The organism is Bacillus sp. Marseille-Q1617 (assembly GCF_903645295.1).
Taxonomy (GTDB): domain Bacteria; phylum Bacillota; class Bacilli; order Bacillales; family Bacillaceae_B; genus Rossellomorea.
The window spans coordinates 28,985-54,660 of sequence record NZ_CAHJXM010000002.1; the positions used below are offsets into that span (position 1 = coordinate 28,985).

Annotated in this window: 23 protein-coding genes and 1 pseudogene; all 24 read right to left on the minus strand. The window is 43.1% G+C overall.

What is annotated here, in order from left to right; all coding sequences use genetic code 11:
* Nucleotides 1–33 precede the first annotated feature (33 nt).
* Nucleotides 34–681, minus strand: a complete 648-nt coding sequence (gene yabQ / locus HWX64_RS11685; protein ID WP_175989763.1) for a spore cortex biosynthesis protein YabQ — start codon at nucleotides 679–681, stop codon at nucleotides 34–36.
* Nucleotides 678–980, minus strand: a complete 303-nt coding sequence (gene yabP / locus HWX64_RS11690; protein ID WP_175989764.1) for a sporulation protein YabP — start codon at nucleotides 978–980, stop codon at nucleotides 678–680. The genes yabQ and yabP overlap by 4 nt, the downstream gene beginning before the upstream one ends.
* 83 nt (nucleotides 981–1,063) lie before the next feature.
* Complete coding sequence (locus HWX64_RS11695) at nucleotides 1,064–1,333, minus strand: RNA-binding S4 domain-containing protein (protein ID WP_175990708.1); 270 nt, start codon at nucleotides 1,331–1,333, stop codon at nucleotides 1,064–1,066.
* A gap of 22 nt (nucleotides 1,334–1,355) precedes the next feature.
* Nucleotides 1,356–2,822, minus strand: coding sequence for a nucleoside triphosphate pyrophosphohydrolase (mazG, locus tag HWX64_RS11700; protein WP_175989765.1), 1,467 nt, complete (start codon nucleotides 2,820–2,822; stop codon nucleotides 1,356–1,358).
* A 10-nt stretch (nucleotides 2,823–2,832) separates the two neighbouring features.
* Nucleotides 2,833–4,455 carry a polysaccharide biosynthesis protein gene (locus HWX64_RS11705; RefSeq protein WP_254871136.1) on the minus strand — a complete coding sequence of 541 codons (1,623 nt, stop codon included), beginning with the start codon at nucleotides 4,453–4,455 and terminating at the stop codon, nucleotides 2,833–2,835.
* A 220-nt stretch (nucleotides 4,456–4,675) separates the two neighbouring features.
* Nucleotides 4,676–5,212, minus strand: coding sequence for a stage V sporulation protein T (spoVT, locus tag HWX64_RS11710; protein ID WP_175989766.1), 537 nt, complete (start codon nucleotides 5,210–5,212; stop codon nucleotides 4,676–4,678).
* A 551-nt stretch (nucleotides 5,213–5,763) separates the two neighbouring features.
* The gene (gene mfd / locus HWX64_RS11715; protein ID WP_175989767.1) at nucleotides 5,764–9,297 is read right to left on the minus strand and encodes a transcription-repair coupling factor; all 3,534 of its coding nucleotides are present in this window, start codon (nucleotides 9,295–9,297) and stop codon (nucleotides 5,764–5,766) included.
* 135 nt (nucleotides 9,298–9,432) lie between these two features.
* Nucleotides 9,433–9,663, minus strand: coding sequence for an anti-sigma-F factor Fin family protein (locus HWX64_RS11720; RefSeq protein ID WP_175989768.1), 231 nt, complete (start codon nucleotides 9,661–9,663; stop codon nucleotides 9,433–9,435).
* Between the two features lie 200 nt (nucleotides 9,664–9,863).
* Nucleotides 9,864–11,221, minus strand: a pseudogene (locus HWX64_RS11725) (IS3 family transposase).
* 151 nt (nucleotides 11,222–11,372) lie between these two features.
* Nucleotides 11,373–11,930: an aminoacyl-tRNA hydrolase gene (pth, locus tag HWX64_RS11730; protein ID WP_175989769.1), complete on the minus strand. Its 558-nt coding sequence runs from the start codon at nucleotides 11,928–11,930 to the stop codon at nucleotides 11,373–11,375.
* Nucleotides 11,931–12,013: 83 nt separating this feature from the next.
* Complete coding sequence (locus tag HWX64_RS11735; RefSeq protein WP_175989770.1) at nucleotides 12,014–12,667, minus strand: 50S ribosomal protein L25/general stress protein Ctc; 654 nt, start codon at nucleotides 12,665–12,667, stop codon at nucleotides 12,014–12,016.
* Between the two features lie 515 nt (nucleotides 12,668–13,182).
* Nucleotides 13,183–14,142, minus strand: coding sequence for a ribose-phosphate diphosphokinase (locus tag HWX64_RS11740; RefSeq protein ID WP_175989771.1), 960 nt, complete (start codon nucleotides 14,140–14,142; stop codon nucleotides 13,183–13,185).
* 14 nt (nucleotides 14,143–14,156) lie between these two features.
* Nucleotides 14,157–15,530: a bifunctional UDP-N-acetylglucosamine diphosphorylase/glucosamine-1-phosphate N-acetyltransferase GlmU gene (gene glmU, locus HWX64_RS11745; protein WP_175989772.1), complete on the minus strand. Its 1,374-nt coding sequence runs from the start codon at nucleotides 15,528–15,530 to the stop codon at nucleotides 14,157–14,159.
* Nucleotides 15,531–16,170: 640 nt separating this feature from the next.
* A complete protein-coding gene (spoVG, locus tag HWX64_RS11750; RefSeq protein WP_172255667.1) occupies nucleotides 16,171–16,464 on the minus strand; it encodes a septation regulator SpoVG in 294 nt (97 codons plus the stop codon).
* Nucleotides 16,465–16,660: 196 nt separating this feature from the next.
* The gene (locus tag HWX64_RS11755) at nucleotides 16,661–17,035 is read right to left on the minus strand and encodes a RidA family protein (protein WP_175989773.1); all 375 of its coding nucleotides are present in this window, start codon (nucleotides 17,033–17,035) and stop codon (nucleotides 16,661–16,663) included.
* A 15-nt stretch (nucleotides 17,036–17,050) separates the two neighbouring features.
* Nucleotides 17,051–17,887, minus strand: a complete 837-nt coding sequence (purR, locus tag HWX64_RS11760) for a pur operon repressor (protein ID WP_175989774.1) — start codon at nucleotides 17,885–17,887, stop codon at nucleotides 17,051–17,053.
* Nucleotides 17,888–17,956: 69 nt separating this feature from the next.
* Entirely contained in the window at nucleotides 17,957–18,811 is an 855-nt protein-coding gene (gene ispE, locus HWX64_RS11765; protein WP_175989775.1) for a 4-(cytidine 5'-diphospho)-2-C-methyl-D-erythritol kinase, read from the minus strand.
* 217 nt (nucleotides 18,812–19,028) lie between these two features.
* Entirely contained in the window at nucleotides 19,029–19,211 is a 183-nt protein-coding gene (locus HWX64_RS11770) for a small, acid-soluble spore protein, alpha/beta type (protein ID WP_175989776.1), read from the minus strand.
* 440 nt (nucleotides 19,212–19,651) lie between these two features.
* Nucleotides 19,652–19,921 (minus strand): biofilm formation stimulator Veg, encoded by a 270-nt coding sequence (veg, locus tag HWX64_RS11775; RefSeq protein WP_064091133.1) that lies wholly within the window; start codon nucleotides 19,919–19,921, stop codon nucleotides 19,652–19,654.
* 376 nt (nucleotides 19,922–20,297) lie between these two features.
* A complete protein-coding gene (gene yabG / locus HWX64_RS11780; protein WP_175989777.1) occupies nucleotides 20,298–21,179 on the minus strand; it encodes a sporulation peptidase YabG in 882 nt (293 codons plus the stop codon).
* Between the two features lie 391 nt (nucleotides 21,180–21,570).
* Complete coding sequence (rsmA, locus tag HWX64_RS11785; RefSeq protein ID WP_175989778.1) at nucleotides 21,571–22,449, minus strand: 16S rRNA (adenine(1518)-N(6)/adenine(1519)-N(6))-dimethyltransferase RsmA; 879 nt, start codon at nucleotides 22,447–22,449, stop codon at nucleotides 21,571–21,573.
* Nucleotides 22,442–23,002 carry a ribonuclease M5 gene (gene rnmV / locus HWX64_RS11790; RefSeq protein WP_175989779.1) on the minus strand — a complete coding sequence of 187 codons (561 nt, stop codon included), beginning with the start codon at nucleotides 23,000–23,002 and terminating at the stop codon, nucleotides 22,442–22,444. Before rnmV ends, rsmA begins: the two co-directional genes overlap by 8 nt.
* Before the next feature lie 130 nt (nucleotides 23,003–23,132).
* Nucleotides 23,133–24,371: a G5 and 3D domain-containing protein gene (locus HWX64_RS11795; protein WP_254871137.1), complete on the minus strand. Its 1,239-nt coding sequence runs from the start codon at nucleotides 24,369–24,371 to the stop codon at nucleotides 23,133–23,135.
* A gap of 250 nt (nucleotides 24,372–24,621) precedes the next feature.
* Complete coding sequence (locus HWX64_RS11800) at nucleotides 24,622–25,389, minus strand: TatD family hydrolase (RefSeq protein ID WP_175989780.1); 768 nt, start codon at nucleotides 25,387–25,389, stop codon at nucleotides 24,622–24,624.
* Nucleotides 25,390–25,676: the final 287 nt, after the last annotated feature.

Sequence of the window (25,676 nt, forward strand, 5' to 3'; positions counted from 1 at the left end):
TTTTACTAGAGACAGCAGCAAAGGGAAAAGGCGCTATTTCTTAAAGCGCTTTTTCACCTTTTCTGTGACTCTATATATTTTTTTGATATAGACCGTAATAATTCCTGCCATTTTATTATATAACTTCTCGACTCTTTTTGTAAGATGATTCGGCAATAAATTCCATATACCTTTAAGAATCCACCAAACCGGACTCAATGTGAGCTTAATCGCCCATTTAATGATGGAATAAACCATCTTCAACAGGAAGGTTACGGCTTTCAAGAGCCCCTTCGCTATAGAAAGAACCAGCGTAATCAGTAAAACCACTAACCATTTTATCGGTGAATACACTATCTTTTTCACCATTGAAACAAAAAAATTGTAAAGTGAAATGAAAAAAAGGATCAGTTTTTCCAGCAAATGAAGATATCCTTGTTTAAGCAGCGCCTGGTATCCGGCAAATCCGCAGAGCAGCGCGATGAAGATATAAAAGCGGAGCTCCCCGAAGTTGACGGAAAACAAGGTATAAAAAATCGACAGCGCTTGAAAAATCCAGAATAACAGGTCGTTTACGAAAACCAGCCAGCGTTTCCTCTGAGACCGGTTTAAAAACCGATTGTAGGTGTCCAGTGACGCACCAAATAATGCTCCCATCCCGATCATTGAAAGCATGGTGTAAAACTGGGTTGTCAGAGTCATCGAAACAGCTTGCTAAAGAGCCCTTTAGCCTTCTCCGTATTGTGTTCATCCAAGTAAATCAGATCAAACACCTTTCCTTTTATCGAGACAATCCCTTTATCGACATCAAGGTTTTTCATTTGCAGATTTTGCCCTCTTACTGACAGGATCCCCATGACCGTTTCAAGGAGGAATTCTTCGTTATCAAAGCTTTCCACCTGTTTGACGCCTGTAATATCAAGCAGCTTCCTGCCTCTCATGATGACATCATGTTCCTGGTAAGAAGTCTTGTCTTTGTTTCCGTCATAATATTGGTTCATATTTATCCCTCACATTCACATAGTACAAGCTTTGTACTATATGTATGTAGACAGGGCGGATTTAGAACAAAAATAAGACCGGCTTACTCCGATTCCTCATTGACTCTTTCTTCAGAAATAACGGAATAGAGGCTCGATGCTTCTTCTTTTTTTGTTGTATCAAGAAGCCTTTCTACCTTTACCCTCATCACTTTTTGTCCAAACCTTACACTTAGCTCGTCTCCCACTTTCACATTGGAACTTGCTTTGGCCTGCGTGCCATTCACAAGGATACGGCCCTGGTCGGCGATTTCTTTCGCAAGCGTCCTTCTTTTGATCAATCTTGATACTTTTAAATATTTATCTAATCTCATCGATACCATTCATAAAACTCCCCTACTCGATATTTTTCTTTTTCGCTTCATTCCAGAAGGCATCCAGTTCCTCCAAAGTAAAATCGTCAAAGTTCTTTCCCGAGCTTCGTACCCTTTCCTCTACATAGGAAAAACGGCGGTAAAACTTCGTATTCGTCATCGCCAGCGCTTCCTCAGGAAATACTTTGTAGAACCTTGCAATATTGACAAGAGCAAATAAAATATCCCCAAACTCTTTCTTTATTGCAGTTTCACTATTATTCTCCACTTCGTTCTCGAATTCCTTCAATTCTTCCCATACTTTCGCCCAGGCCCCTTTAACATCCGGCCAGTCAAAACCAACCTTGGCGGCCTTTTTTTGATATTCATATGCCTTCATGAGAGCCGGCATCCCCTTGGCAGTATCTTTCAGCATAGACACAGGTTCTGTCGTTCCTCCTTTTTCCCGCTGCTTGATTTCCTCCCAGTTGGACGTGACCTGCTCGGTATTCTCCACTTCCACCGAACCGAAAACATGAGGATGCCGCCGTACCATTTTAGAAGCGATGCTTTCAATCACTTCCTCCATCGTGAACATTCCTTCATCCTCTCCGATCTGGGCATGAAGCATGACTTGGAGAAGGACGTCTCCCAGCTCCTCGACGATATGATCGATATCATCTTCATCAATGGCTTCCAGCAATTCATAGGTTTCTTCGATCAGATACTTTTTCAGGGATTGGTGTGTCTGTTCCCTATCCCACGGACATCCGTTCGGCCCCCTCAAGGTCGAGATGATTTCCCGGAGCGTACCATATTGCTTGAAGGAAGTCTCCATTTCTCTGACTGCCGGTACATAGAGACTTGTTAAATTACTGAGACCCGCCGCGCGGTCAAGCTCAACGAGTGAAATGGTCTCCACTCTCTCTTCCTTGCTGCCTGCAGCTGTTACAAGCTTTACTTCGTAATCATAGGGATAAAGCTCCATCAGTGTAAGTTTCACTTCAGAAGCGATAAAGGCGTCATATACTTGACCAATGATGAGCTGCTGGTTCATGTGGATATCCTGAAGTCTCAGGCTCGTCCCATCCAATAATTGAAATCCATCGATCGGGTCTGCCCCGACAGATGCAAACAGTGGATCGATGAAACTCTGGCCGCCGCCGACCTTCACTTCAACCTTTCCTTCCTTATGAAGCTCCAGAAGAAGCTGAACCGTCTTTTCAGCCACAAGCGGATGACCAGGTACGGCATAGACGAGCGGCCCTTTCTCAGCATGTGACACAAGCAGCTCTGTGATTTCTTCATACACCTGTTCAAACCGGTCATGTTTTTCATATATGTCATCGAAGGATTGAAAAGTCACTCCTTCAGCTGTTAAATCTTTCACCACAGGGTGTTCTTTTGTTCGTAAAAATAACGTTTCACTATTTTTTATAACACGGTAGACACCTAAAGGCAGCTGCTCTAAATCCCCAGCTCCCAAGCCTACAATAGTTATGGTGTTCATAACGATTCTCCTATCTGCTTTTTATAATCGGCTGGATTTTTCCCATTAGCCGCACCCACTTGCTTCCAAATGGCAGGAAGCTGATTTCTTCCTCACTCAGTACATTCCCTCTCAGTAAGACAACCATAAATACCGCCCCGCCAATGATCACTCCTCCCAAAGAAAAGAGGACTGCCATCCTGCGTTCAGGCATCCCGGCTGTCAAAACGAGCTCATATAGCATCATCAGACCCTGAAGCACAATGGTCATCGAAGCCCCGCTTACGAACAGTGTTCGATAAAAAGAGGAATCGATCAGTCTGATCGGAAAAAATTTCTTTAATCTTACAACCATCAGAAGCGTGATCACCGCCAAGGATAAAATGGTTGATAGAGATGCGCCCATCGTCCCGAACGCAGGAACCAAAGTCGCATTCCCTGCAAATTTAAGGACGACTCCCGCAATGATGCAGAACGCAGGATAGTAAATGCTCCCGATTCCCTGAAATATCCCGGCGAATGTAAGGATCAGGCAGCTGAAAAAAATGGAGATACAAAAAACGGCAATCACACTTGAACCGGACGCATTCTCAAACAGCATCGTATTCGTCGGAACGATGAGGTTGATCAACCCAAGCGACGCGGCGAATCCTATGATGATACTGATCTTTAACGATAATTGACTGTATTCCCTCACGAGTGACTCCTTTTTGCCTATATAAGCACTCGTCACCAGCGGCACGATGGTGAGTGAAATAGAGGTGGCGACTACATTCCCCAGCTGCACAAAAGGCTGCCCGCGGTCGTAGATCCCCTTCCACTTCTTGGCTGCACTTTCTTCCATGCCAGAAGAAGTCAATAACGCGTACACGTTTAATGAATCGATGAATTGAAGAAGGATCAACAGCATGGCACTGACACAGATAGCCGTCCCATCCTTCAATAGCCGTTTCCAGATGGAGAGGTAATCCTTGGAAAGCGTGAAGATCCCCGGTGACAGTTCACTTTTCTTTCTCAGTGCAAGAAAGAATACCAGTACGATAATGCCAGCTATCCCCCCGGTGATCGATCCGAATAGCGCACCCTTTCCAACCGTGTATAAAGAATATCCCTGACCGACCAGCAAGATTGAAAACACAAGGATCGTCACAACCCTGAAACTCTGTTCTCCCACCTGTGAAACAGCGGTCGGGAGCATATTTTCGCTTCCTTGATAATATCCTCTCAATGCAGACAAAGGAGGCAGCAGCAAAAATGACAGGGAAATGACCTGGATGAGAGGCATCAGATTCGGGTCTCCCATCCAACGGGCAACCATGCCTGCACCGAAATAAATGAGCATAAACCATATCAATCCTACGATGCATAAGAAAAGAAAGGAGGTCAGGGCCACATCCTTCGCCCCTTCTTCATCATTCTCTTCAAGCTTTTCAGCGACAAGCTTTGAAATGATAACAGGAAACCCATAAGTGGATAGCGCAATCGCTATTCCGTAAAAAGGGTAAACCTGCTGATATATATAAAATCCGATATCTCCAACGATATTCTGAAAAGGAACCCGGTACACAGCGCTTAATATCTTGGTTACAAGCGCTGCCGCTGTCAACACCATAGCCCCTTTAAGAAAGTGCTTGGAGGAGTACTGCTTCCTCAACGAGCTTCCTGCCTTTCCATATCAAACTTCCAACGACCAAGCATATGTATAAACTATTGTCATTTTATCATAAGACACTTTTAAATACCGCTGTTGATTTCCGTGCAAGACTTCGCTTTCCGCGGGCGAGCGTGGAGCATCCTTACACAACTTCACGGGGTTTAGCTGTCTAGCTGCGGGGCTAAAAAAAAGAAGAGTGGCGGCTGCCACTCTCTTTACATTATGATTCCATCTGTCTTGCCAAGAAGCCAGCTGCCGTTTCCACTGCCTTTTGTTCCACTTCACCAACAGTACGATCCTTTGAAAAAATAGCAACGGCACCAATCGGATCTCCATTTGCTACAATCGGAGCGATTGTATAGGAATTCAAATCTTCATCATGCCCATCAACAAGTTCTGCTTGTCCCTGTTGAGTGTGTAATAGAGAAGAACGATCATCCATTACTTTTTCAATTAATTCACTAACGTTTTTGTTTAGATACTCTTTCTTCGATGCACCGGCGATAGCGATCACTGCATCACGGTCGCAAATCAGGACCGCACTTCCTAAACTGTCGTATAATGCTTCCGCATATTCCTTCGCAAAATCGCTGAGCTCACTGATAGGAGAGTATTTCTTTAAGATGACTTCCCCGTCACGATCAACGAAGATCTCAAGTGGGTCTCCCTCGCGGATCCTTAACGTTCTGCGAATTTCTTTCGGAATAACAACGCGTCCTAAATCATCAATACGACGAACAATTCCAGTTGCTTTCATCTATAGTTGCCTCACTTTCATCAGATGATTTTTATTTAGCAAGGCATTCATTTGTTTTGAATACTTTGCCATTGTTGAGTTTAGTATCTTACATCTTAGAAGTTCTATACACATTCAGTTATTTTTTCTGTAATTTCACTAAAATGCTAGTGCAGGTTACTTTTTCCAAAGTTGGCAGCTGCATTAATACTAATACCCCTATCATAGTAAAATAAACCAGTAAACGCGTTTACAGTTCAGTTACAATGTGATAACGAATATTAGAATTAAATGTCGAAAATCATCTGATTGTATCGAAAGTGAAGGCTTAAATTGATGATTTAATCCCCGGTGTTAATCACCGCTTTTGATTTCCGTGCAAGACTTCGTTTCCGCGGGCGAGCGTGGAGCCTCCTCGGCTTCGCTTTTCCCGCAGGAGCCTTCGCCTTGCACTCCAATCAAAAGCTAGATAATAGTTATATATGACCATGTACTTTCAAAACCATTTAAGAAACAAAAGTTAAAGTTATCAAATAGTCAACTTGATTCTTTATTCAACAACTAATGGTTCATCATGAAACTGTATTTTCTTCTTTTAGGGCTGTATCCAGGTTCTTGATGATGTCGTATGCCATGTGGAACCATTTTGATGTTTCAAGGCGTCCTGTGTTGATGGAGATTTTTAATTTGGAGCCTTCCATTCCAAGGCCTACGGCACGTCCGTGTTTACTGCATAGATCGAACACTTTTGATCCGTCGATGCGGTTGGTTCCTTCAGGGGACATATAGATATTGACGGTTTTCTGTTCCTGTTTGATTGCTTCTAAATCCGTGTTTTTGGCAAATATCTTCATTTCGGAAATGAGGAAAAGATACTCCACTTCCTGAGGATATTCACCAAATCGGTCAAGCATCTCTTCCTGCAGTTCCTCTATTTCAGGGAGAGAAGCCAGCGAACGGAATCGTTTATACATCTCGATCTTCTGATGACCGTCTTTAATATAGTCGTCAGGAATATAGGCATCCACTTCAATATCGACTTCAAACGTGGATGCAGGCTCTTTAGGAAGATCTCCCTTCCGCTCCTCTATCGCTTCTTTCAGCATTTGAGAATAGAGATCAAATCCAACGGAGTCGATGAATCCATGCTGCTGTGCACCGAGCAGGTTCCCTGCACCGCGGATTGTCAAATCACGCATGGCAATCTTAAATCCGGAGCCAAGCTCTGTGAATTCCTTGATCGCCTGCAGTCGTTTTTCAGCTACTTCCGTCAGTACTTTATCTTTCCGGTACGTAAAGTAAGCATAGGCGACCCTGTTCGAGCGGCCCACACGCCCTCTCAACTGATACAGCTGCGATAAGCCCATTCGGTCGGCGTCAAAAACGATGAGTGTATTGACGTTTGGAATATCGACCCCTGTTTCGATGATTGTCGTCGTGACGAGGACATCATATTCGCCCGCAAGGAAGCTTAATATGACTGACTCCAGTTCACTTTCACTCATTTGACCGTGAGCATACGCAACTCTTGCATCAGGGACGAGCATCGATATTTCATCCGCTTTACGCTCGATGTCTTCCACCCGGTTATAGAGGAAATACACCTGGCCATTACGTGCCAATTCCCGTTCAATCGCCTCTTTGATCAGAGGCCCATTGTATTCCATGACATACGTCTGTACTGGAAAGCGGTTCTCAGGCGGTGTTTCGATGACAGACAAGTCCCTCACCCCGAGCATCGACATATGAAGCGTACGCGGAATCGGGGTTGCCGTTAAGGTCAGAACGTCGATATTCGTTTTGAGCTGTTTGATTTTTTCTTTATGCGTAACACCAAATCGCTGTTCTTCATCGATGATCAACAAGCCGATTTCACGATATACGATGTCTTTCGATAAAAGACGGTGTGTACCAACAACGATATCCACCGTTCCTGACTTCAGTCCTTTAATCGTCTCCTGCTGCTGCTTTCTCGTTCGGAATCGGCTTAATAAGCCGATCTCAATCGGAAAGTCCTGAAAACGTTCCTTGATGGTTTCGTAATGCTGCTGAGCTAAAATTGTCGTAGGTACAAGGAATGCAACCTGCTTCCCATCTGCGATCGCTTTAAAAGCAGCTCGGATGGCCACTTCTGTCTTGCCGTACCCGACATCTCCGCACAGCAAACGATCCATCGGCCGTTCTTTTTCCATGTCATGCTTGATTTCATGGATCGACCTTAACTGATCATCCGTTTCTTCATAAGGAAAGGCTGTTTCAAAGTCACGCTGCATATCACCGTCAGGGGAAAAGGCGTAGCCTCTTGCCGCTTCACGTTCTGCATATAGCTTGATTAAATCGTCGGCAATATCCTGAACGGACGACTGCACCTTGGATTTGACCTTTTTCCACTCACTGCCGCCTAACTTATAAAGCTTGGGTTCTTTACTTTCAGAGCCGACATACTTCTGGACAAGCTCGATTTGCTCCACCGGAACATACAGTTTATCGCTGCCCTGGTATTTGACGTGAAGATAATCTTTATGCACACCGTTGATTTCTAATGTTTCCAACCCTAAATACTTTCCGATCCCGTGGTTGACATGCACCACGTAATCCCCGACTTTCAGTTCCGAGTAGCTTTTGATTCTTTCAGCATTTGAAAGCTTTTGCCTTCTTGGTTTCTTCTTTGTTTTTTTATTAAACAGCTCTTCCTCGGTGATGACAGCAAGCTTCTGCATCGGAAGCTCGAACCCATTCGTAAGGCTTCCATTGATCATTTGAACCTTGCCCTTTAATAACGTTGAACCATCTTCAACAAACGCAATTTCGATTTTATAGTCATCGAGCACCCGCTGAAGTTTCTTTACACGGTCTTCATCCGGTCCAAGCAGAACTACGGTGTATTTCCCTTTTTTCCAGCGATCCAGCTCTGCCTTCAGGACATTCATCTGTCCATGGAAACTCTGCATCGGCTTGGCGGAAACATTGAAAATGTTCTGCGGGCTTGTATTCGGGATGTGGCGAAGGAATAACGAGAAATAAACCTTAGGCAGCCTGGTATTGGCTGTTAAGGATGGAAACGTATGAGACACTGATATATCATGAATGATTTGTCCGTCCTGTAGAAGAGACGTATACCACTCTGCTTCCTCTTTTTCCAGGGATTCACTCATCTCCAGGATCCTGCTGTATTCATCAAAGAAAAGAACACTGTCGGCCGGCAAATAGTCTAGCAAACTACTAGGCGTCTCGTAGGCCAGTGAGAGATACTTGAAGATTTGTTCAGGAATCTGCCCATTCTCCAGCTGGGCGATTTCGTGTCCGATGTATTCTGTAAGCTTTTCTTTCACGCTGTCCGTCTTTATCTTTTTCAGGCTTTTGGACATTCCGGATTCAATCTTTTGAATTAAGCTCCCCATATCCTCATAATTCATCAGTACCTCGGAAGCAGGACCGACTTCAATTGTTTTCAGCTTGTCTATGGATCGCTGATCATCCACTGAAAATGTACGGATGGAATCGATTTCTGTATCAAACAATTCAACCCGGACAGGATTTGGAAGGGTTAACGGGTAAATATCGACGATTCCGCCGCGGAGACTGAACTCACCCGGTGTGCTTACCATTCCAGTACGCTGATACCCCATCTGAACCAATTGATTCAACACATCATCGAGGTCGATATCTTCTCCATACGTAAAGGTGATTTGATTTTGTTCCCACAGTTGTTTTTCGGGAAGGATCTTTCTTAATCCTGCTACAGGTACAACGTACACACCTTTTTGGTTTTTAGAAAGTTTATTCAATACTTCTATTCGCTGGGACCGCAGCTCGGGACTTGCTACACTCAGCTCCGCTGCAATCAGTTCATTAGCGGAATAGAGATAGACTTCATCTTCGGAAAGAAACTGGATCAGGTCATCATATATTTTCTGGGCCTGAAATAAGTTATGGGTAACCACCATGGTGGATTTATTTGTCTCTAGATAAACATCCGCTATATAAGCTGTACGCGAAGAGCCTGACAGTCCTGCAACAAGCTGCTCTGATAATTGTTCCTCAATCCCGGAAATAAGGGATTGCAGTTCTTCGCTCTGATGGATTTGTTTTAATATACCTTTCAAGAGTACGCTCCTCCCCGTGGATCTTTCTATATCTGCCGCTTCACTATTTTCATAAGCTTCGTGGCGGCACTATTTATAAACAGAAAAATGCTTTGGTTCTGCTACCAAAGCGTTGTTCCTTTGAATGCTTTATTTTTACTGAATGATATAATCCAATTGATGATAATCCGGATTTCTTTCCAGACTCTCCTGACAATCTTCGCATATTGTCCGAACGTGGATATCTCCATTGTTCTGATACTGGACCATATGGAGCCGTTCTTCCTCTGTCAGTTTATGAATACCCAGTTGTTCTGAGTGAACCGACATATCGGAAATCGTCCCTACAGTTGTTCCACAATGACGGCAATGATAGTGGATAGCCAATTGATATCCCTCCATTTACATTTATACGATTAGTATGAACGTATTAGAAGGGAGTTATTCATTGGCTGCTTTGTTTTACCATTGATTTAAGGGTGCTAATCACCGCTATTGATTTCCGTGCAAGACTTCGCTTTCCGCGGGCGAGCGTGGAGCCTCCTCGGCTTTGCTGCACTGGACCCATAAAGTTGGACACTTATTTGTTAAGCAGCTAATTCTGTACTAAGTCGATAAGCTACTGGACTTTTCCGTTTCAACCTTGATTTAATTCTCAAATGGTTGTAGTAATGCATGTATTGTTCAAGTTCGTCTTTAAAGTGCTCGATACTATCAAAATCTTGTAGATAAAGGAATTCTGATTTTAGGATTCCAAAAAAGTTTTCCATGACAGAGTTGTCATAACAGTTTCCTTTGCGAGACATACTTTGGGTGATGTTGTGTTCCTTCAGTACCCTTCGGTACTGGGCCATTCGATAGTGCCAACCCTGGTCGGAATGAATTAAGAGCTCGTCACCTTCGTTTACATGTTTTAAACCTTGTGCCAACATCGTTTCAACCAAATCAAATGTCGGCCTTGATTGAATCGTGTAGGTGATGATTTCGCCGTTAAACAGGTCTAAAATCGGAGACAGATATAGCTTTTGTCCAAACAATGCAAATTCCGTAATGTCCGTCACCCACTTTTGGTTAGGTTTTTTGGCACTAAAGTTACGGTTTAAAATGTTTGGAGCTGCTTTTCCGACTTCTCCTTTATACGATTTGTACTTTTTCATTCGCACCATGCATTTAAGTCCGAGGTCTCTCATAATTCGAAGTACTTTCTTTTTATTGATCGAATATCCTTTTTCCTGAAGCACGTCGGTAATGCGACGGTAACCAAACCGACCTGAATGTCTATGGTAAATGAAATGTATTCTCCTTTTCCATTTACGGTCAGGGTCTGGTTGGCTCCACTTTTTAATGAGGTTGTAGTAAGTACTTTTGGGCATCTTGGCTACTTTTATCGTTCGAGTCACCGGGAATTCATTCCTTAGTTCATACACTACTTTCGCTTTGATTTCGTTGGTGATTGTTCTTCCTGAACTAAGGCTTTCAGCTTTTTTAAATAGGCGTTCTCCATACGAAGGTATTCAAGTTCTTTTTTCATATCTTCTACCGACTGGTTGGAAGAGTTGTCTTTGGCCTTTTTATTCTTGTTATTAGAAGTCATTGTAGAAAGCCCCTTTCCTTTAGGTTCAAGGGCATCTTCTCCAGCTGTCTCCCACTTTTTCTTCCACCTGCGAACCATACATGGATCTGGGATATGAAAAATGGCTGATGCCTCTCGAATGGAGTAATTCTTTTCCGTAATAAATTGAATTACCCTCAGTTTAAAGGCACGAGGATAGTTTGTATAGGGAAAGGTAAAAGCTTGATCACCGTGGTGACGAACTAACATCACCCAGTAGCGGAGAATCGAATCATCAACACCCACTTGATTCGCTAGGTCTCGATAACTGACCAATTCATTGAGATAACGCTTGGCAACATGAAGTTTAAACTCTTGGGTAAACTTAGCCATTTGACGGGCACCTCCTATTGTTGGATGGGTGTCCAACAATAGGGGTGCAGCACATGCCTGCGGGGTCTCCCCAGCTTCGCTTTTCCCGCAGGAGTCTTCGTCTTGCACTCCAATCAACCACTGGAAACGGTTAGATCAATCATAACGTTTCTTAATTAAATTTATTCATAACTTCAAGAAACGGCTTGTCAAACCATGTTTCGCATGCTTCGACTGAGTCGGAGATGACTTTATCCAGTTCGGCCTGTTCTTCCTTCCTGAACTTACCGAGTACATAGTCGGGGACACTCATGCCGTTTGTGGGACGGTCGATGCCTACTCGTATGCGGTTGAAGTTCTGGGTGCCTAAATGGGCAATGGTGGATTTGATGCCGTTATGTCCTCCTGCACTGCCTTTCTGGCGAAGCCTGATCTTTCCTACAGGCAGGTCCAGATCATCATAGATGATAAGCAGGTCTTCTTCATCTATATCGAAATAATCCATTAACGGGACGATGCTTTCTCCTGATAAATTCATATATGTAAGCGGCTTTAAAAGAACGATTTTCTCTCCTTTATAATGATAGGTGCCGTATACCCCTTTAAACTTTGATTGATTTAAAGAGACACCTAACCGCTCTGCAAGAGCATCAACAATCACAAACCCGATATTATGTCTTGTTTTTTCATACTGCGAGCCCGGGTTTCCGAGTCCGACGATCAATTTCATATTTCCACCTCACTCTGACCTATTACTTCTAGGATAAACGTAAAAAGCGCAACCTGCAAAAGGTTACGCTAAAAAACTTCATTTTATTCTTCAGAAGACTCGCTTTCTTCACTTGCTTCCGTCTCTCTTCCTTCTTCGTTCTCAGGAACGCCTTCTTCCTGCTCTTCACCAGTCGAAATTTCTTCTTCTTGTCTAGGAGCAAGGATAGAAGCAATCGTACGATCATCTTCTTCGTTTAATGTAACACTGTATTTATTACGTACATCCCCGATGGTAACCGTGTCACCCACTTGAAGTTCTGTAATATCCACTTCAATTGATTCAGGGATATCTGAAGGCTTCGCAGTGACGGATACCTCATGAAGCGGCTGCTGGAGAACCCCGCCGTCTTTCACGCCTGCAGCTTCGCCTGTTAGCTCAATGCGAACGTCTGCATCGATTTCCTGAGACATGTTAACAGCAAGGAAGTCCACGTGAGTGATTTCATCTTTAATATGATCCTGTTGGTAATCACTTAAAATGACATTTTGTTTATTACCATCGATGTTTAAGGAAATGATTCCGTTTCTTCCTACATCACGGATGGTTTTAATGAATGTGATCGCGTCAACTGCAATTGGAGTATTTTCTGTTTTATAGCCGTAGACAACGCCAGGGATATTTCCGCTGTGTCTAAGCTTCGTTAAAGTTGAGCGTTTAAAATCATCTCTTGTATTCGCTTTTAATTCTGTTGCCATGTTTAATCCAACACCTTCCCAAATCATATAATTGTCGAGTTCTATATATAGTAATTACCCTATTTGTATGGGGAATAAACATGTGTATTTTAGTTTGGTTAAAACTTGTCAGGGAATCGGCTTTTAAATGCCGCTATTGTTTTCCGTGCAAGACTTCGCTTTCCGCGGGTAGCCCGTGAGCCTCCTCGTCGCTACGCTCCTGTGGGTTGGAAAAGCGGAGGGGCTTCGCTCAGAGGCGGGTGACATAAGGCGAATCGGTCACGAAGGCGCTCTTTGCCTTCTTGGACGAGTTGACTTATGTCATGTGCCTCTAAGCCCCGCAGCTAGACAAGTCTCACATAAGCTACTCTTCCCGCAGGAGTCTTCGTCTTGCACTCCAATCAACCGCTAGAATGGGTTAGAAACATGGACAAGCACTACACGATTTGTATTCCAACCGAACATAATAAAAAGAACCCGCCTTCTCAATAGGAGAGGACGGATTCTTATCACAGCACAAACACTGATATTAATTCTTAATCGAATAATGTACTTACTGATTTTTGTTCGTATACACGGATGATTGCTTCGCTGATCAATTTCGCTACTGAAAGCTGCTTGATCTTTCCGATCATTTTCTCTTCAGGAAGCTGAATCGTGTTCAGTACCACTAACTCTTTAATATTGGAATTCTCGATACGCTCGATTGCAGGACCTGATAGAACAGGATGTGTACAGCAAGCGAACACTTCTTTCGCACCGTTTTCCACTAATGCGTTTGCTGCTAATGTGATTGTACCGGCAGTATCGATGATATCATCGATTAAAATCGCTACTTTGCCATCAATATTACCTACGATGTTCATGACTTCTGCCACATTAGGCTTTGGACGGCGTTTATCGATGATCGCGATTGGTGCTTTCAAGCGCTCTGCAAGTTTACGGGCTCTTGTTACACCGCCATGGTCTGGAGATACGATTACGATGTCTTCATTTTTCAAGCCTTTTTCCTGGAAGTACTCAGCCAAAATAGGCACTCCCATTAAGTGATCAATTAAGATGTCGAAGAAACCTTGGATTTGTGGAGCATGCAGATCCAGGGTGATTACACGTGTAGCTCCTGCCGTTTCCAATAGGTTTGCTACAAGCTTAGCTGTGATCGGTTCACGCGCTCTTGCTTTACGGTCCTGGCGTGCATACCCATAATAAGGCATAACGATTGTGATCGTTTTGGCAGACGCACGTTTTAATGCATCAACCATGATCAACAGTTCCATCAGGTTCTCATTGACAGGCTGAGATGTTGACTGAATAACGAAGACATCACATCCGCGGATACTTTCTTCGATATTGATTTGAATTTCTCCATCACTGAAACGTTTAACAGACGATTTTCCCAACTCAAGGCCGACTTCATCTGCGATTTCTTTCGCAAGTTCGTGGTTTGAATTAAGAGAGAATATTTTCAACTTAGAATTAATATAAGAGTTTGGCATGGTGGACCTCCAGTTTATTTCTTATGATTAAGATTTTGTACATAATTTTCTTTATTGACCTGGCGAGCCCTCGCAATTGACAGCGACTCTCCCGGAACATCTTCGGTGATCGTCGAACCTGCTGCGATATAGGCACCCTTACCGACCTTCACAGGGGCAACCAAGTTGGAGTTGCAGCCAACGAACACTCCGTCTTCTATCGTTGTAAGATGCTTGTTCTTACCGTCATAGTTGACTGTAATCGATCCACAGCCGATATTGACGTCACTTCCTACCTCGGCATCACCGATGTAGCTTAAGTGAGAAGCTTTGCTTCCTTTACCAAAGGATGCTTTTTTGATTTCAACGAAGTTACCTATTTTCACTTCATCCGAAATGCTTGAATCCGGACGGATGTGAGCGAACGGTCCAATCTGCACATCAGAACCGATGGAACTGTCATGTGCTACGGATTGCTTCACAACGGTACGATCGCCGATTGTGGAATCCTTCACTTCCGTATTAGGCCCGATCATGGAATCCTCGCCGATTGAAGAGTTGCCTTTAATCACGGTCCCCGGCAAGATGACAGTGTCTCTGCCGATGGTCACTCCTGAATCAATATATGTGTTGGCAGGATCTTGGATCGTCACGCCGTTTCTCATATGTTGTTCATTGATGCGTTTCTTCATTGTCGTCTCTGCTTGCGATAATGCCACCCGGTCGTTTACGCCAAGTGTCTCATCAAAGTCGCTTGTTTGATAAGCGCTCACGATCTCGCCCTCTGTCTGAAGGATTTCAATGACATCCGGCAGGTAGTACTCACCCTGGACATTGTCATTTGATACCTTTTTCAGCGTATTGAATAGTGCTTTATTATCAAAGCAGTACGTACCTGTATTGATTTCTTTGACTTTTCTTTCGTCTTCTGACGCATCTTTATGTTCTACGATGCGCTCCACCAAACCTGAATCATTGCGGATGATTCTTCCGTATCCATCAGGAGATTCTGTGTGCCCGGTCAGAATGGTTGCTTTTGCACCTTGTTCTTCATGATGCTTCACAAGCGCCACCATTGTCTCTCCCTTGATCAGGGGAGTATCTCCGCACACAACCAGCGTAGTACCATCTAAATTGCCCAGTACTTCTTCTGATTGCATGACCGCATGAGCTGTACCCAGTTGTTCTTCCTGAAGGGCAAAATCGCTTTTGCCTTCAAGGTGAGATTTCACCAGTTCAGCACCATGACCGATGATCGTAACGGTTTTCTCTATATTCAATGTTGTAATTTGGTCGACCACATGTTCCACCATAGGCTTACCGCATACAGGATGAAGAACTTTGTATAACTTCGATTTCATTCTTGTGCCCTGTCCGGCAGCTAATATAACGGCATATCGTTTTGTCATTTTTGGTCCTCCAATAACCTTTTTATCCATAACGAATATATCCTAAAAGCTCTTTCATTTCAAGGATAGAGAAAAATATACATATATTTGTCAAGTAATAGATTTGTTAATAATATTCCGGTGGCTGAGACTTTTTAAGAAAGGATAAAGGAGAATAGTAATACAGCGCTAATTTTATTAATAGAAATTGAAGAACCACTTCTAAAAGCCTCTTTTGATTTCCGTGCAAGACTTCGCTTTCCGCGGGCAGCCCGTGAGCCTCCGGGGTCTTACCTGTCCAGCTGCAGGGCTTATAGGCACACGTCATAAGCCAAACCGACCAAGAAGGCAAAGAGCGCCTTCTAGGCCGATTCGTCTTATGCCACACGCCTCTCTTCAAAGCCCTTCCGCTTTTCTGATAGGAGTCTTCGTCTTGCACTCTGATCAACCGCTGGAACCGGTAATTATTCGGCGTTAGTTAATTGAATTTCTATCTGTCATCAGTGACTATATAGACTGTGTAGATTTTACGATTTTCCCTAACAAAAAAATAAATGAAAATATTTCTAAAAGAGGTTTCAGGAGGGGTTTATTGGGGTAATAGGTAAAAAGAAAAAAAGAGCGCTACTGTGGAAGTAGGCTCTTGTTGCAATAGATTCTTTTAGGAAGCGCCAGCTTCTTCTAACTCCACTTCTTCAAGCTCACCTAGACGGTGATACTCTGATAACACAGCGTCTTGTATCTTGCCGCGGGTACCGGAGTTGATCGGGTGAGCGATATCACGAAATTCCCCATCAGGAGTACGCTTACTTGGCATCGCTACGAATAATCCATTATTCCCATCAATCACACGAATGTCATGAACAACAAATTCATTATCCAGCGTAATAGATGCAATCGCTCTCATGCGACCGTCGGTGTTCACTCTGCGTAATCTTACGTCAGTAACTTCCATTCTGTTCACCACCTTTTTCACTAGATGAAATCTACTGTACTTATTCAACGAAATTATTAGATATTCCTTCTTTAAATGTAAAATTTTTTGAAAAATTTTATTTTTCACTTAATGCTTTTTATGTTTCTTTTGACCTAAGACTTGAAATGAACACGGAAATCGAGGATGGAAATAAACAAAAAAACACCCGTGAAGATTACTTCACGAGTGCGATTACTTCGATTTCAACCTCTGCATCTTTCGGCAGGCGGGCGACTTCTACACAAGAACGAGCAGGTTTATGTGTGTGGAAATACTCCCCGTAAACTTCATTGATGACACCGAAATCATTCATATCCTTAATGAATACTGTTGCCTTTACTACGGTTTCAAGAGAAGCTCCTGCTTCTTCCAGGACAGCTTGCAGATTTTGAAAGACTTGGTGTGTCTGAGCAGACACATCCCCATCAATCATTGTTCCTTCTGCCGTCAATGGAATTTGACCTGAACTGTAGAATAAATTATTCACGATGATCCCTTGAGAATATGGTCCAATTGCTGCAGGTGCTTGATTTGTTGAAACTACACGCATCGTAACTGCCTCCCTTTAAGATAAGAATGTCAGATTTGATTGAAAGTAATTTCCTTCTTTCAAGGAAATTTGCTTACTCTTTTCATTAACATCAGATAATTTCAATAACGATACATAATCATCCACTAATCGTTCTTCGGCATTTTCCGATTCTACCAGTACACCGATGCCTGAGAGCTTTGCTGAGAATTCTTCCAGCAGGTTCTTCATTCCGTTAACCGTTCCGCCGGCTTTCATGAAATCATCGACTACCAATACTTTCGAACCTTCTTTCAGGCTTCTCTTTGAAAGGACCATCGATTGAATTCTCTTGGACGATCCGGATACATAATTGATACTGACCGTCGAGCCTTCCGTCACGCGGCTGTCCCTTCTGACGATGACGACCGGGACATTCAAATATGCTGCGATGGCATTTGCAATCGGAATCCCTTTAGTGGCAACAGTCATGATGACGTCAATTTCTTTTTCAGCGAATGCCGAGGCAAGGAGCTTCCCTACTTTTTTCATAAGCAGCGGATTTCCAAGCAGATCCGTCATGAATAAGTAGCCGCCGGGAAGGAGCCTGTCCGAGCTTTCCATGTGCTGGCACAGTTCCTCTATCACCTCTGCTGCTTCACTGCTATTCACCTTGGGAATGTACTTGACTCCCCCTGCTGCCCCCGGTACCGTTTGAACAATTCCTATCCCGCGTCCTTCGAAGGTTTCTTTTACAATCGTCAAATCTTCACTGATGGAGGACTTGGCAGAACCGTAACGCTCAGAGAAAAATGTCAAAGGTACAAGTTGGTGAGGGCGCTCCAATAAGTAATGAGTCATATCGATCAATCGTTCACTACGCTTAAACTTCACCAAAACTACCTCCTAAATCCGAATATTATAAAGTAAATATACCATTAATATACGGATTTAAGCAAACACTTATTCACCAAGCATGCGTACTGCGAATACTTGGTCACAAAATCCTCTCAACCCATTATAGATTCGGTGAAGTCTTGATTCATATTGGACTAACCCATATACAGTCGGTCCGCTTCCGCTCATCAATACCGCATCCGCTCCGAAACGTTCCATCTGATCCTTGATCTGAGCGACTTCAGGATACATATCCAGCGTCACGGACTCCAGGACGTTCCCGAGATTGGCACAGATATCGCTGTAGGAACCGCGGTTTAGTGCAGATATCATCGCTTCTGTATCAGGATGCTGAATGTTCGAAACGTTCAAATTTTTATACACATCCGCAGTCGAAACCCCTATGGTCGGCTTGGCTAAGATAACCCAGCAGTTCGGAGGAGCAGGTAAATGTTCGATTTTCTCTCCCCGGCCCGTTGCAAGTGCGGTGCCCCCGTAAACACAGAAAGAAACGTCCGATCCTATCTCCGACCCCAACTCAGCAAGCTCGTCCAAGCTAAGTCCCAGATCCCATAAACGGTTCAACCCTTTTAACGTAGCAGCCGCATCACTGCTTCCACCAGCCAATCCTGCAGCCACCGGGATCACCTTATCGATGGAGATCGCGACTCCCTTTTTGATATTGAGCCTGTCCTTCAGCAGCTGAGCAGCCTGGTAGGCAAGGTTCCTTCCATCATCCGGAACAAAACGATTATGAGAAAGAATTTTAATCGTGTCATTTGAAAGACTTGTGAGTTCAATTCGATCTGCTAAATCGATGGTCGTCATGATCATTTCAACCTCGTGAAATCCATCGGGGCGTTTATGTAAAACATCAAGTGATAGGTTAATTTTTGCCGGCGCCTTCACTAATAACCTCATTTCATCACCTTCTTACCATATCTTTTCACTTATTGTATCATACACTTCTTACAGAAGCGTCATCATCTTACGATACTCATACAAATATGATATTTTACCACGTTAACAGGCAATAGAAAAGAAAACTTTACATAAAAAGGATCATCTCATGGCCAAAGCATCTGAGATGATCCTCTATTGGTACGATAAAAGGTTGGCCACTCCTAAAAGAAAAGAATTATTGGCTGTTTCGGGCTGCCATCTGACTGCTGGCCCGTTCCACGGCACGTTTCACCATGTTCCCGGCATCCCTTGATGTGATGCCGCCCCAGCCATCTTTCTGAACAACATCATAGAAACCCAGTTCCTGTGCCAGTTCTTCCTTTAATTGATCAGACATGATTCCTCTTCTTCTGCTCATTGTTTTTCCCCCTTCGGATGTACCATATGTTTAATATGTGTTGGGAGGGATAAAACATTACTAGGGTGTGAAAACCAATTTTTGAAGGATTTTTTAGATTTCAGCATTGAACTTCGCTGTTGATTTCCGTGGAAGACTTCGCTTTCCGCGGGTGACCCGTGAGCCTCCCTCGGCAGACTTAAAGAAGTTTAACTGTCTAGCTTCAGGGCTTAGAGGCACATGTCATAAGCCAAACCGACCAAGAAGGCAAAGAACGCCTTCGTGGCCGATTCGTCTTATGCCACACGCCTCTGAGCAAAGCCCTTCCGCTTTTCCGATAGGAGTCTTCGTCTTCCACTCCAATCAACAGCTGGATCCGGTTAGAGCAATAATAACGTTTGCTTAATCTCTCTTTATGCAAAAAGAAGTTTTAGGCAAATAAAAAAGCAGCAAACGATTGTTTACTGCTGGCTAAAGATGATACTTCCTGTTGCTTCATCATAAAAAGTTAATTGAACTGTCTCAGTGAGAACATCTGCATAGCTGTAAGAAACTCGTTCAAACGCATTCTCTTCTTGGTCAAGCTGTACGACAAATACAGAAGGATACGTTTCGGCTAGAACGCCTGAACGCTCAATTGTTTTTCGACGTCCACCGTTTGCTTTAAGCATTAAACGTTTCCCGAGATTCGAATCAAGGGATCTTTTAATGTCGGCTAATGTTTTTGGCATTTCGCTTCCACCTCACTGTATAAAATTATAACACAATATGTAATTTAAGTCAAATAAATTTATTATTTTAACAAGAAATTTAAATACCTGTCAATATATTTTATTCAACAAAAAATACGTTTTTTCTACAACATTACCTTTCCCTGGTAATTGATAAATTATGTAAACTATTTTCAATATGGAGTTTTCCCTTTGTAAACACTGATGCTCAAGTAATCTTTTTCCTTACAGAAGCAGGATTGAGAGGTTCTTAATCTCCATTGTAAAAAAGGTCTAGAGGACCGAAATTGAGCTAACCGCCTATCCTGCAGGACAAAAATAAACCCCGCAATTCATATCATAATTGCAAGGTTTCAGTCTTTATGTCGAAATGTTTCTATTCTTCTTCTTCGACGATTTTATACGGCATTCCAGTTCGTAACACACCTTTAGTCTCCACGCCGCCGAGCCCTTTATCTCCGGTCAACGTATTTCGGATCACATCCCATACATTGACGGAATCCTTAAAAGCGGTATAACTGATTTTCGCGACAATATAAACCGGGTCAAGGGCATGTATATTGACTCTGGAAGGCGAGCTTGCAAAATTCGCACCTGCATGAATCAGGGATTCAAAATGAGACTGACAGGCTCCTGCGAAAACAACAAGCTGATCCAAGTGGGGATATCTCCTTCTCACTTCCCTTACCGCTTGAACAAAATATTTGGAATGACGGTAAGCGTTAATATCCGACTTTAGCCCTTTGGCTTTGGAATAGGCATCATGACCCGTTATCACTACAATATTCGGTCTGTATTTATCAATAAGGGGGCCAATTTCATTCGGCATTTCTGTCTCACTGCAATGAACACCCTTCACTGGCACTCCGATTCTCTCATAAAGATCTAGACATTTTCGTAAATAGCTGGGATCTCCATCAAGATGAAGAACTTTACCGGGAACCTGGAAATAGTTAAACTCATCTCTATAAGCATTCGTCATTGTATATTCTTGCTTTCGCTTAAGGAGCTCAATATCCTGTCGAAACAAATCAAAAGACTGTTCTTCCTTAGAACGAAACTCTTGAATGATCCGATCCTGCTCTCTAGGGTCCATCTTCTTCAAATCATGAAAAGGAGCATCCGCTATTAATCGATAATCTTCCCCGTAAAGTACAGCCGTTCTCACACCGTCTATCATGCGTATATCGATGATTCTGAACAAGATATCACATTTATATGAAAGACGACCCACGACATCATTGATTTCGATCTTCACATCCGTCACTCCCATGGACTTACATTCATTATGGAAAAAGCAAATAAAGGGCTGACGCCATCTGAATCTTATTTACGCCCCGCACGCCCTCTTCATTTTCCATTTTTCATAAGTAATTACTCCCTTTGATAACCTATGCAGGGTATGGGTGTAAGGTGTATGTAAATGTGGGTGTATCCTCATCTGAACTCCGGAATGGTTCCGTCTGCAAAAATATACATTTTTAAAAGGCTGACCACTTTATTTGCTGAGGCCCCATTTGGACATCAATGTTTCATTTTATGCCGGCTTTAACAAAATATGAAAATGAATTATAGGCTCTCCAACAAAAAAGCTGCCTTCCAAAATCATTCACATGATATCAGAAGACAGTCTCAATAATTCCAGCTATTTAATTAAACTGCGGATAAAGTGCATCACTTAACGCACCAAACTCCTCGATGGTGAGTGTCTCCCCTCTTCTCGAAGGCTCCACTCCCGCCTTTGACAACGCTTCTAAGATGTGTTCTTTCTTTTCTTTCCCGTCCGGCAGCTGGCTGGTCAGATTGTTCAGTATCGTTTTCCTGCGCTGAGCAAAGGAAGAACGGGTCACCGTAAAGAAGAAATCCTCATCGATCACTTCCACAGGGGGCTTTTCTCTCTTCGTTAAACGGATTACTGCAGAATCTACATTCGGCTGCGGCATAAAGACCGTCTTCGGAACTGTCATGACCATTTCCGCTACTGTGTAGTATTGAATCGCAATCGATAATGAGCCGTATTCCTTCGTTCCAGGCTTGGCCGAAATCCGGTCCCCGACTTCCTTTTGAAGCATGACACAGATCCCCCTGATCGGCAGCCGTTCCATCAAGAGCTTAAGAATGATCGGCGTAGTAACGTAATACGGAAGGTTGGCCACGACCATGATGTCTTCAAAGTCTGCAAACTCTTCCTCTATGATCGATTTCACATTTGCTTCTAAAACATCCTCATTGATGATTTTCACATTATCATAAGGTGACAGGGTATCTCCCAGGATCGGGATCAGTCTCTGATCGATCTCAAATGCGACTACCTTGCCTGACGTGCGGGCCAGATGTTCTGTGAGGGCTCCGATGCCCGGTCCGATTTCAATGGCTGCAGTGCCCTTCGAGAGGCCTGCATGCTCTGTTATATTTCGCAGTATATTCGGATCGATCAGGAAATTCTGACCGAGGCTCTTTTTAAAAGAAAATCCGTATTTTCCCAATATCTCTTTTGTACGCAGCGGGGTGGCAATATCTTTATGCATTAGTTTCCTCCTGAATAATTTCCATTAGCGCACGCTTGAATTCATCCTTCTGGATATTGAACATCATCAAACGCTTATGAAGCTGTTTACCATTAGTGTATCCGATTCTAAGCTTCTCACCAAGTGCTATCCTTCTGTCTTTGGACTTCGGGCTCCCGATCAGCCCTGCTGTTACCAGATCATCCTTTGTAATGATTTCTTCATTGTCATCTTCGATCATATGAGCTTCCCTCAGGGCTTCCCTTATCACTTCAGGAGAAGCATGCTCTACGCCTATTCCCCTCCCTGCCTTCGGGAGGGCATCCTTCTTGTGTACGAAGGCGTGTTTGCAGCCGGGAACGGACTCACTGACAATCTTCCTGATACGCTCACCGGGGTAATCGGGATCTGTGAAGATGATGACACCTCTTTTTTCTTGCGCATGCCTTATTTTTTCAATCGTGACAGCAGAAACCGCCGAGCCGTTTGTTTCAATCGTATCGGCTGATACGGCCCTCTGAATCGCTACCGTATCATCCTTGCCTTCCACCACAATGATTTCTTTTATTTTCATAAAACCTCCAAAAAAGTTGAAACTTATTTTCAGTCACGATCGTCTAATCAGTAGAACTCATTATTTTTATTATAACTAAATTATCTAAACGCTTATACAAAAAGAAAAAAGCAGGAGAAGACCCCTGCTCTTAGTCTAATATTTTTACTTTTATCGTTTTTCTTCCCCAGCGGTATGCATCTGACTTGGAGGCAAAGAAAACATCGATTTTATTTCCTCTGATTGCACCGCCTGTATCAGCTGCCACGGCATAGCCGTACCCTTCAACATATACTTTCGTACCTAACGGAATCACTGAAGGATCGACTGCAATGACTTTAATACCAGGGTTAGCTTTAAGGTTGATTCCTGTGGCGGTATAGCCTGAGCATCCGTTACATGACGCAGTATAGGCTGTCGAGCTCACATAGAATTCCCTGCCGCCGCTCTCTGCTGAAGCTGAAGCTGAAGCCGAAGCTGAAGCGGAAGACGAGCTTCCCCGAGAAACCTGAGCCACGAGGACCTTCGTGCCGACGTTCACAATTTTATCCTGGCTGTCTTTTACCACTTTTTCACTGACTAACTTTCTGGAAACTTCTTTTCCATTTTCTTTGACGATTTCGTATTTCTTTTCAACTAGACCCTTTTTCCCTTCCTGCACAACTTTTTCCTTGCCTTTGGAAAGGTCTGAGTCTTTTCGAGAAACAACCGTAAAGTCAGTTGTCTCTTCCACTACATCGGTGACTTTTTCAACTCGAACGACATTAATGACATCATCTGCTTTGACGAATTTGTCTAAGCCTGGTTCAACGCGATCGGTTTTATTGAGTGTGATTCCCTGTTGCTTTAAAAAGTCAGCGACCGTAGTCGAAGTGGACCATGCCTTTTGCTTTTTGCCTCCATCCACGAGCTGAAGTGGAAAGGCTTCCTCAATGGTAATTTTCATGTCCCCTGTGATCTTCTTGGATAAGTCTGGCTGAACCTTATCATGTTCCCCTACTTCTATCTCGTTCTCCGATAGTAACTCTTTTACGGTATCAGCATTGGTCCAGATTTTCTTCTTCTGATCCCCAACTGATACTTCTACCTGTTTTGCCGGTTTCCAAACGATCTTCATGTTGTTTGTAACCTTTGTTGTTCCCGAGGGATACAAATAGTCTTCTGAGCGGGTTGAAATCTCTAATTCTTTTAATATATCTTGAATCGTGTTTGCATGCGTTCTTATCTCTTTTTGCTCGCCGTCTAGGGTCAATGCTACAGTGTTTTTGGAACCTTCATAAAAAAGGATTCCGAATACAGCTGCCGATGCTGCAATGGTTGCGATTGCAGCGATCCATTTCCTTCGACTCAAAGACTTGGAAAACAGGCTTTTCATGTTTTTGATCTTCATGAAAAACGCCTCCTTTTCTCGGAGTGATTATATAGAGTATTCCAGAGAGTGTCAACCCTTGCTTCTTTTTTCTTAATCTAGCAAAATATTGAAAACCGGGGAACATAGGACATATTATGCATAAAAAAAGAGAAAAAGAAAAGAGAGAGTTATCGACACGGTTATCCTATGAAAGGCAAAAGCTATGTAGAACTTTTTGTTTTCATTAAACAGTTGGACATGCTCTCTCAATTCTCGACACCATTCGATGTCAGTTTATGTTGAATAATTTGTTTGCATTTTCGGTTGTGATCTTTTCTACTTCTTCTAAGGAGATGCCTTTCAATTCTGCAATCTGCTCTGCTACCAGTTTCACATACGCAGGTTCATTCCTTTTCCCTCTGTTCGGATGAGGGGCAAGATACGGGCAGTCCGTCTCGATGAGAAGCTTTTCCAATGGAATTGCCTGAGCTACTTCTTTTGGCTTCTTCGCGTTCTTGAACGTCACCGGTCCGCCAAGGGAAATATAGAAATTCATGTCTACGCATTCCTGGGCGATTTCAGGACTTCCGCTGAAGCAGTGCATGATTCCGCCAACTTCTTCAGCTCCTTCTTCCCGAAGGATATCGACTATATCCTGAGTCGCTTCCCTGTTATGTATGATGATCGGCAGTTTTACTTTTTTCGCTAAGTGAATTTGTTTTCTGAACACTTCTTTTTGAACGTCCTTTGGTGATTTATCCCAGTGATAATCAAGGCCCATCTCACCCAGGGCGACTACTTTGGGATGTGAGGAAAGCTCTTCTATCCAAGCAAGATCCTCATCTTTCATATCAATTGCATCTACAGGGTGCCAGCCTACGCTTGCATATAGAAAATCATAGTGTTCCACCAGTTCCATGGCTCTTTCGATGGTAGGACGGTCAAAGCCGACAACAACCATCTTTCCTACTCCTGTTTCCTTTGCTCTTGAAATTACCTCCTCAAGATCTTCATTGAATTGTTCAGCGTTCAAATGAACATGTGTATCAAATAACATGTGTGACACTCCTCGTGTTAAAAATAATTTTATTATAAAAGTGAGTAACAAGCATCTCAGCAACGTAACAATTAGGTTACAAATTATGGATTAGCGAGAAAATATTTACTTCATTACTTTACCGCATGTTAGTAATTAACAGCTGGATCTAGCTGCTATCAATTTTTCCATCTTTATTATTATCTATCTTCGTACATTGTATAGGCTTCAAAGCAAATTCTAAAATAATTTGATTACTTCTTTCCAAGTTATTATCTTTATATAATATAAACCGAGGTCAATGCGTA